The sequence below is a fragment of the Anaerovibrio lipolyticus genome, from assembly GCF_021531495.1.
Lineage (GTDB): Bacteria > Bacillota > Negativicutes > Selenomonadales > Selenomonadaceae > Anaerovibrio.
On record NZ_JADYTY010000027.1, the window covers coordinates 23230 to 30140 of the forward strand.

Below are 6911 nucleotides of genomic sequence, written 5' to 3' on the forward strand. Positions count from 1 at the left end.
CCTATTCTGCTCTTAATTGAAATATACTACTGTATCCTCTGGCTTGGCCTTTTCCTGGAAATCCTCCACCTTGAAGGAAAGGTTTACCACCTCGCCATTGGCATCCTGCTTGCAGTGAACAGTGCCGGTTATCTGGCCCCATTTCCGCTGATTTTCCTTGGCATTCAGCTGATGGAAAGCTGCCCCGCTGCCGGCAATTCCTAGGAACATCATATCCTCAGCACAGCAGGCCATACCTACTCTGCCTACGCCATAATGTACCTTGCGATTCTTTTCGGCAGAACAAATATATCCATCAAAAATCATTTTTTTCTTGTCATAATTCTCTGGATGATCCTGCAAATCCACATACCAAGCACCATAATCATCAAAATCCAAATCAATCATATCCTTGGATACATCAAATGGCAGCTCTGGCTCTTCCTCCACAAAATCAGACAATTCAGACTCAAAAATAACATTGGCCCGACGGTTTACCACCCGTACATTACGACGGATATCCTGCTGGCGGGTATTGTGGTCACAGCGATTGAAGATAATCAGCTCACAGTAGCGGAACAAATCCACAAATTTGTCCTTCATGTTCTTCTGATATACCTCAAAGGTTTCTGCATTGACCATGCCTATATTCTGGAAGTCAAACCATTCCTTTGGCAAAGGGATATTCATATAGTCCCCGGCATTCCACATACCATTGGCCTCAAAAAGAATACTGCTAGGATGATATTTGTCCTGAAGCTCCTGGTAAAACTCCGGTGTCAGCTCTTCCACATCCTCCACTGTAACAATCTTGGCGTGGCTCTGCTCCAGAAGCTCCTCATCAATTTCTTCCTCACCTTCCTCGCCCAAAATAATCAAATTACATTCTGCCTTGCCAAACTGATTATTCTGAAGAAAGTCAATAATTACACTGGTTTTGCCGCTTTCCAGCAAGCCCATGAAATAATATACAGGTACATTTTGCTTATCGCTCATATCTTACTCTCCCAAAAACAGCTCCTGCAGGCTATGCTCCTGCAGCTTGCTGCCAATTACGCAGAAACGGCCGGTATAATCAGCTGCACCAGTAGTTACACTGCTTTCACCAGGTACATAATTGAAATGGAGCCATTCCCCATCATTAACAGACTTCACAATACCCTTAGCACGAAGGACAACACCGTACTCATCAGCATTTACCAGCTGAGCCAGAATCTCCTTCAACTCCTCTGCTGTGAATTTGTGGGTAGTTTCCATACCCCAGCTGCCAAAGACATCATCAGCGTGATGGTGATGATGATGGTGATCATGATGATGGTCATGACAGCTGCAATTAGGATCATGGCACTCGTCCTCATGATGATGGTGTTCATGTTCATCATGGTCATGATGGTGATGCTCGTGGTCGTGGTCACAGCACTCATGGTCATGATGATGCTCATGGGCATGCTCCTCCACATCCTCGACAGAAAGCAATGGGCTATTAGCCAAGGCTCCCAGTATCTGCTCACCGCTGATTTCCTCCCAAGGAGTTGTGACTACTGGAGCCTTTTCATTGTACTTGCGAATAATATCCATAGTTTCCGCCAGCTTCTTCTCAGTTACATCCTGACTGCGGCTAAGCACTACACAATCTGCATGGGCAATCTGGTCAATAAAGAATTCACCATAGTTACGGGCATACATCTTGCATTTCTTGGCATGAACTACCGCAATACAGCCATCCATAACTACATCATCGCTAAGAACAGTAGCTACAGCCTTTTTCACATCAGACAGCTTGCCTACCCCAGATGGCTCAATAATAATCCGCTCAGGATGATAGGTATCCATAACCTGCTTCAGGGACTGCTCAAAATCACCTACCAGAGAACAGCAGATACAGCCAGAGTTCAATTCCTTGATTTCTACCCCGGCTTCCTTCATAAAGCCGCCATCAATGGCAATTTCCCCAAATTCATTCTCAATAAGAGCAATTTTATCCTTGAAGCCATCCTCAATCAGCTTCTGAATTAATGTGGTTTTACCAGCTCCCAAAAAGCCGGAGAATATATTAATCTTTGTCATAAAAAAGCCTCCAATTTTCTACAAAACTTCCTATATAATTTTACCCCAATGAGAATTTTTGTCAACAAAAAGTTGAAATGTCAAATTCCCACAACAAAAAGGCCATAACAGCGCTGTAGACGATACCGTTATGGCCCTCAAATATCAGTTAATTAAATTTTGAATCTGGACAACTGCTGCTTCAGCTTCTCTGCACCATCCTTGGACACATTAACCTTGGTCAAGATGCTGTTAGCCTTCTCGGCTACAGATACAACCTGCTCTGCTACGCTGTTGTTGCCAATGGCTCCTTCATTAGTAGCCTTGGTAATCTCCTCCATGCTGTTAGACATGGTCTGAATAGATTCTGCTATAGACTTGGAGGAATCATTGGTCTTGCCAGCAAACTCGCTGAAATACTCCGCATCCTCCCGATACTGTTCGGCAGTCTTAGTCATCTTCTCATAGTTGCGATGTACATTTTCCTCCATGAACTTCAGCAAATCAAAGGAGCTGCGGGACAGATTCTGTACCGCTCCGGTAACTCTGCCAGTAAGATTCTGAATCTCTCCAGCGGTTTCCTGAGACTGCTCTGCCAGCTTGCGCACCTCGTCAGCTACTACAGCAAAGCCACGACCATGCTCACCAGCTCTAGCTGCCTCAATGGCTGCATTAAGAGCCAACAGATTGGTCTGCTCCGCAATATCTGTAATTCCCTGAGTCAACTCTGCAATATTGTCTGCCACCTTGGCAGCCTCAATAGCTTTCTCCAAGGATCCCTTGGTTTCGCTATATACCTTCTGAGCCTCAGTTTTAGAAGACTCCATATCTTTATGCAGAATATCAGCACGGCTAAATACGGTCTTACCATATTCAGCCCCCTTGGAGGCTTCGTCAGCCTCAGTTTCAACCTGAGAGCGAATTCCATGACTCAAATCCTGAATATTGGTGGTGGAAGCGGCGGTTTCTTCCATGCTGGCTGCCATTTCCTCGGTAACAGCAGACATATCCTGGGCGTTGCTGTTCAATGCACTTACCAACTCAAAGACCTCTTCAGCCATCTTGGCGCTATTATCTGCCTCCTGGCTAACAGTGCCCAATACCTCACGGAGAGACTGCTGCATTCTGTTAAGAGCATGGCCCATAGTACCAACCTCATCCTGTCTATCAAGAAGCTCTGGTACTACTTCTCTGGTCAAATCACCATCAGCTACTGCATCTAAAAGATCTACAGAATCACGAAGTGGATCGGCAATACCCTTGGCAATGATATAAGCCACAGAAATACCAATTACCAAACCTAAAATAATGATTACGGCAAAGGCAATCAGAGCAAAATTATATGCCTCATTGCTTTCCTGGAACAAAAGCTTGCCCTGCAAAACATTCTCTGGAGTGAGAGCAGCCAAATCCCCAGCAATGCTATCTACAATCTGCAGAGATGCATACATCTTCTGCTTATCCTCTGGCGTAGTGCCCAGTTTCTTGGCAGCCTGAATGGTGCTAGTGGCCTCAGTCAGTTTCCCCTCCAGACCTTCAATAATCTTAAGGCTCTTTTCCGTAGTGGTTACATTTTTTACCTCAGCAATGTCCTTGGTAATATTGCCAATTTTGCCAGCCAAATCATCTAACAGAATATTTCTATTATCTATACTATAATTCTGCTGGAGAATAAAATCTATATCCTTGTTTGCTGTAGCCAGCTGTGAATCTGCATGGGTAAGATACTGGGTAGCCATCATATTGGAATTATACATAGTATCTACAGCCTGCTTGGATTTATTATTGGAATACAGCCCGGCTGCGGCTACCAGACAGGTAATTACCAGCATAATAGCGGCCAGAGCTACGATTTTTGTTTTTACACTAATGTTTTTCATGTTAGCTCCTCCTGCTTATTTGTACTGGGATAGATTATCCTTGGTAATGGCAATCATTGGTACCAGCACATCTCCCTTTTCTGGAGACTGTCCCTGCTTTATCTGCTGCAGAAGTCCCATAATGGTTTCTACAATCTTGTTAGCATCCTGCTTAACAGTCATTTTAAGTTCACCTGCTGCAATGGAAGCCAGAGCATCATCAATACTATCTACACCACAGACAATAACGGACTCATTGAACCGGCCTGCTGCCTTCATAGCCTTGATAGCTCCCATGGCCATATAGTCATTGGCAGCAGCAACGCCATCAATCTGAGGATACATCCCCAGCCACAGGGACAATTCTCTAATGCCCTGAGCCTCACTCCAATCCCCGGTACTATTGGAAGCTATAATCTCCACATCAGGACGCTTTGCTTTGATAGCTTCCTTAAAGCCCTCATAACGGTTCACTGCTGCACTAATGGTCATATCTCCCTTGATATAAACAACCTTGGCATTCTGAGGCAAATGGGCAGCCATATAATCAGCCTGTAACTCGCCTGCCTGACGCTCATTATTTACTACATTAGTGAAAACACCGCCATTAATATCACGGTTAGTGGCAATAACAGGGATACCGGCCTCATTAGCTCTTTTGACAGCTGGCACAATGCTGTCACCATTCTGAGCTATCACCACAATGGCTGCTGCCTTGTCGTCCACCATCTTGTTTACCTGATCCAGCTGAAGATTGGCATTACCTCCAGCAATCTCATTGACAAACTGCCAGCCAGCTCCCTCTGATTTGGCCTTTACATCATTTAACAGCTTCCCTGGAACACCATCTGACTGCTCATGAATTGCAAAGGCTACCGCTCCATCTGGGTTGGACACCTTGTCACTGTTATCACCGCCACAGCCAGCAACCATAAATACAGTTGCTAAAGCTAATAGCATCATCCTAAAACTTCTACCCTTCACTGTGTTCATCTCCTTAAATTTCCCGTAGGATACAGCCTTTCCTTCCAAAATTCACATTGTTTATATTCCCTGTATACGTTATATTTCTACATACAAAGCAAAAATCCTCTTTTACATTGTAAAAAAATACAAATTTTTTAGGAAAATTTATCTATTTTTTATACAAAGCATATCGATTCTTGACAATAAATATCCACCCGCATAGCGGGTGGTTTTTCATTTTCGGGCATAGCCCTATCTCAATTAGCCGCCCACAAGTGGGCATAATGTGCCTGCCAGCATGCGAATTATTACTTGCTACCCGTAAACGGGTCACGCGGATCAAACAAACTTAACTGATCCGATTCCTTATCTACCTTTAATTGGTGTGCTATATATTCTTTTATGGCCTTTGTATTCTTACCAACTGTATCAACATAATAGCCTTTACACCAAAATTCTCTATTTCTATATGCAAATTTCATATTGCCAAACTTCTGAAATATCATTAGACTGCTTTTGCCCTTCAAATAGCCCATAAACGATGATATACTTATCTTTGGTGGTATACTTAACATAAGGTGTACATGATCTGGACAAATCTCTCCTTCTATAATTTCCACGCCTTTCCATGCACATAACGTCCTTATAATATCTCTAATAGCTAATCTTTTTTCCTCGAAAAATATTTTTCTGCGGTACTTTGGTGCAAACACTATATGATACTTGCAATTCCATTTTGTGTGTGCTAAACTTTTTGCGTGCGTACTATCATTATTCATAGTATGTCCTCCTGATGTGTTTATTTATCGTAACTGGCAGGTCACGATTCTATCATAACACATCAGGAGTTTATTACTTTTTGGGCAAAGCTAAAAGCTTTACTGAACCCCGCGACTATCGCGGGGTTTTCTTATACAAGAAAAATCCCTGCAGGACATCCTGCAGGGATTTACAAGCAATAATATAAAAATTAACGCTTGGAGAACTGAGACGCCTTACGAGCTTTCTTCAAGCCGTACTTGCGACGCTCCTTCTCACGAGGATCACGAGTTACGAAACCAGCTTTCTTCAGAGCAGGACGCAGCTCACCATCCAAAACCATCAGTGCACGAGTAATACCATGACGGATAGCGCCAGCCTGACCGGAAGCACCGCCACCCTTTACATCTGCGATTACATCATACTTGTCAACAGTCTCTGTAAGCTCCAGAGGCTGTCTAACGATCAGCTCAAGAGTCTTGAGGCCGAAATACTCATCCATTGCGCGACCATTGATAGTCACTTTGCCTTCACCTGGAACCAGACGAACTCTAGCAACGGAAGACTTTCTGCGGCCAGTACCGTAGTAGCTAACTAATGCCATTTTTTATGTTCCTCCTTACCAAGTATTAGCGAATGCTGAGCTTGAGCTCCTCTGGCTGCTGTGCAGCATGTGGATGCTCAGAACCTGCATATACATTCAACTTTCTATACATCTGCTCACCAAGACGGTTCTTTGGCAGCATACCGCGAACAGCATGCTCAATAACGCGAGTTGGGAACTTCTCCATCATCTGACCAGCTGGAGTAAAGGTGGTACCACCATTATAACCGGAATGACGGAAATAAGTCTTGTCAATCAATTTCTTACCAGTGAATACAGCCTTCTCTGCATTGATTACGATAACGAAATCGCCAGTATCAACATGCGGAGTAAAGGTTGGTTTATGTTTACCGCGAAGAACTTTTGCAACTTCAGCGGCCAATCTACCTACAGTCTGACCTTCAGCGTCTACAACATACCACTTACGCTCTACATTCTGAGCATTAGCCATAAACGTTGTCTTCATGCGATATATCCCTCCCTAGATTATTTGTAAAAATTTGGAATTATTCGCAAGCTATGTCATTGCCTCCGGGGCTAATGGAAGCGGCTGTACACGGCTCACTTGAAATATTTTATAAAAAATCCACCTTAAAGTCAAGTTTTTTTGTAAATATTTTCTAGTCCCGAATTGCAATAATAAGTTGAACACCCGGCGAACCTTTATGCAGTAAGTACTGCAAGCATTTCTTCCTCAA

General features: G+C 43.6%; 7 protein-coding genes. All 7 read right to left on the minus strand.

The annotated features are described in order from the left end of the window. Window positions 1-12: 12 nt before the first annotated feature. The 7 genes from I6E26_RS08890 to rplM all read right to left on the minus strand — a co-directional run bounded on the left by I6E26_RS08890 (window position 13) and on the right by rplM (window position 6679). Window positions 13-975: a TIGR03943 family putative permease subunit gene (locus I6E26_RS08890; RefSeq protein WP_235321532.1), complete on the minus strand. Its 963-nt coding sequence runs from the start codon at window positions 973-975 to the stop codon at window positions 13-15. A gap of 3 nt (window positions 976-978) precedes the next feature. Continuing rightward, complete coding sequence (locus I6E26_RS08895) at window positions 979-2046, minus strand: CobW family GTP-binding protein (protein ID WP_235321533.1); 1068 nt, start codon at window positions 2044-2046, stop codon at window positions 979-981. 152 nt (window positions 2047-2198) lie between these two features. After that, window positions 2199-3905: a methyl-accepting chemotaxis protein gene (locus tag I6E26_RS08900; RefSeq protein ID WP_235321534.1), complete on the minus strand. Its 1707-nt coding sequence runs from the start codon at window positions 3903-3905 to the stop codon at window positions 2199-2201. A 15-nt stretch (window positions 3906-3920) separates the two neighbouring features. Continuing rightward, complete coding sequence (locus I6E26_RS08905; RefSeq protein WP_235321535.1) at window positions 3921-4868, minus strand: sugar ABC transporter substrate-binding protein; 948 nt, start codon at window positions 4866-4868, stop codon at window positions 3921-3923. Between the two features lie 290 nt (window positions 4869-5158). Then, the gene (gene tnpA / locus I6E26_RS08910) at window positions 5159-5629 is read right to left on the minus strand and encodes an IS200/IS605 family transposase (RefSeq protein ID WP_235321536.1); all 471 of its coding nucleotides are present in this window, start codon (window positions 5627-5629) and stop codon (window positions 5159-5161) included. A gap of 191 nt (window positions 5630-5820) precedes the next feature. Beyond that, a complete protein-coding gene (gene rpsI, locus I6E26_RS08915; protein ID WP_154405528.1) occupies window positions 5821-6213 on the minus strand; it encodes a 30S ribosomal protein S9 in 393 nt (130 codons plus the stop codon). 25 nt (window positions 6214-6238) lie between these two features. Next, window positions 6239-6679, minus strand: coding sequence for a 50S ribosomal protein L13 (gene rplM / locus I6E26_RS08920; protein ID WP_235321537.1), 441 nt, complete (start codon window positions 6677-6679; stop codon window positions 6239-6241). Between the last annotated feature and the right edge of the window lie 232 nt (window positions 6680-6911).